This window comes from Albidovulum sp., from assembly GCF_049646345.1.
GTDB lineage: Bacteria > Pseudomonadota > Alphaproteobacteria > Rhodobacterales > Rhodobacteraceae > Albidovulum.
The window spans coordinates 1-1,747 of the sequence record NZ_JBARVQ010000745.1 but is presented as its reverse complement, the minus strand read 5'-3'; the positions used below and the strand labels follow the sequence as shown (position 1 = coordinate 1,747).

Genomic DNA, 1,747 nt, shown 5'->3' with positions numbered 1-1,747 from the left:
CAGAGAAGTTGAGCGCCAGAAATACCAGTGCCGGTATCATCATACCGCCGACCGCCGCCATACCCGGCAGCATCACATCGGCAGGGTTCTTGAGTTTACCCTCCACCATCTCGCGCTTCAGTTCCAGCCCGATCAGGAAGAAGAAAACCGCCATCAACCCGTCATTGATCCACAGGATCAACGGTTTTGACAGCCCTTCGCCGTCCAGCAGCACCGAGAATTTCTTCAAGAGCAGGTCGTGATACCCGCCCGAGAGAGAGGAGTTCGCAACGATAAGCGCGAGAAGCGCGGAGGCCATGAGCAGGACGCCCCCGGCGGCGTCGTGACGAAAGAAGCGGTCAAGGGCGCGGACAAGGGTCATTCATTAATCCCGATTGTTTTGATTATCTTTGGGTTCCAATTGGGGATCGGGGCGCAGGTTTCAAGTTTTACTGTGCCGATTTCGACACTTGCGGGGGCGGGTGGTGCATCTAGGATGCATCGAACGCGTTCAGGAGGGGGCTCATGGCGGCATTCGATCATCTCGCGGTCTCAGCCGGGACGCTTGAAGCGGGCACTGCACATGTCGAGGCAGCTTTGGGTGTGCCGCTGGAGCACGGTGGCAAACACCCGCATATGGGCACGCATAACCGGCTTCTGAGCCTTGGGCCGGAGGAATATCTGGAAGTCATCGCCATTGATCCCGATGCACCGAAGCCGCCCCATCCGCGCTGGTTCGCGCTCGACCGGTTCGCCGGGCCACCCAGGCTGACAAACTGGATTGCCCGGGTGGATGACCTTGACGCGGCGCTTGCCGCCGCTCCGGCGGGGGCGGGACGCGCGACCGACCTTGCGCGCGGCGATTTCCGCTGGCGCTTTGGGGTACCGGCAGACGGTTGTCTGCCCTTCGGCGACGCCTTCCCCGCGCTGATCGAATGGCAGGGCACGGCCCGTCCGGCCGCACGGCTGCCTGACCGGGGCTGTCGGTTGATCCGGCTGGAAATCACCTGTCCGGAACCGGGTGCCCTTGCCTCCGCGCTGCCCGTCACCGACCCGCGCATCGTGATCGCTGCGGGTGAAAAATCCCTGCGCGCGACGATCCGCACGCCCCATGGCGACCGGGTGCTGGCATGATCGTCCGGCCCTTTGCGGCGCAGGACAGCGATGCGGTCCTTGCCATCTGGAACCCGATCATCCGCGACACGACCGTCACCTTCTCAAGCGAGGAGAGGACGCCTGATACCCTTGCCGCGATGATCGCCGAACGGCGTGCGGCGGGGCGCGAGTTCATCGTGGCCGAAGACGGTGGACTTCTGGGCTTTGCAAGCTATTCCCAGTTCCGGGGCGGCAATGGCTACCTTCATGCGATGGAACACACGATTATCCTCGCGCCCAAGGCCCGTGGCAAAGGTGCCGGACGGGCGCTGATGACGGCCATTGAGGATCACGCGCGGGCGGGCGGGGCGCATACGCTCTTTGCCGGTGTCTCGGGCGAGAATGCGGAAGGTGTCGCGTTTCACGGAAAGATGGGGTTTCAAACCATCGCCACGATTCCCGAAGTCGGGCGCAAGTTCGGGCGCTGGCTCGATCTGGTGCTTATGATGAAAAATCTCACATGAACGGTGTGCAAACGGCTGAAGTGACGCGCTGACAATCCCGTTTTCGGCCGTTATGGTCGGCACATGTCGATCTGGACCCGCATATCCGAAGCTCTGGCCGCCCTTGCCAAGGGGGAGGGGCTGTCGGCTGTTTTCGACAAGCTGAAGAC

At 62.4% G+C, this 1,747-nt stretch carries 3 protein-coding genes and 1 pseudogene; 3 read left to right on the top strand and 1 reads right to left on the bottom strand.

What is annotated here, in order from left to right; translation table 11 throughout:
- Window positions 1–361 (bottom strand): Na+/H+ antiporter NhaA (locus tag WBB85_RS19545; RefSeq protein WP_432640261.1); only part of this gene is annotated, 361 nt, incomplete at its 3' end.
- A gap of 143 nt (window positions 362–504) precedes the next feature.
- Between WBB85_RS19545 and WBB85_RS19540 the strand changes: the two genes are divergently transcribed.
- The 3 genes and pseudogenes from WBB85_RS19540 to WBB85_RS19530 all read left to right on the top strand — a co-directional run.
- Window positions 505–1,113, top strand: coding sequence for a VOC family protein (locus WBB85_RS19540; protein ID WP_432640260.1), 609 nt, complete (start codon window positions 505–507; stop codon window positions 1,111–1,113).
- The gene (locus tag WBB85_RS19535; RefSeq protein WP_432640262.1) at window positions 1,113–1,598 is read left to right on the top strand and encodes a GNAT family N-acetyltransferase; all 486 of its coding nucleotides are present in this window, start codon (window positions 1,113–1,115) and stop codon (window positions 1,596–1,598) included. The genes WBB85_RS19540 and WBB85_RS19535 overlap by 1 nt, the downstream gene beginning before the upstream one ends.
- 63 nt (window positions 1,599–1,661) lie before the next feature.
- Window positions 1,662–1,747, top strand: a pseudogene (locus WBB85_RS19530) (molecular chaperone DjiA); the annotation flags it as partial.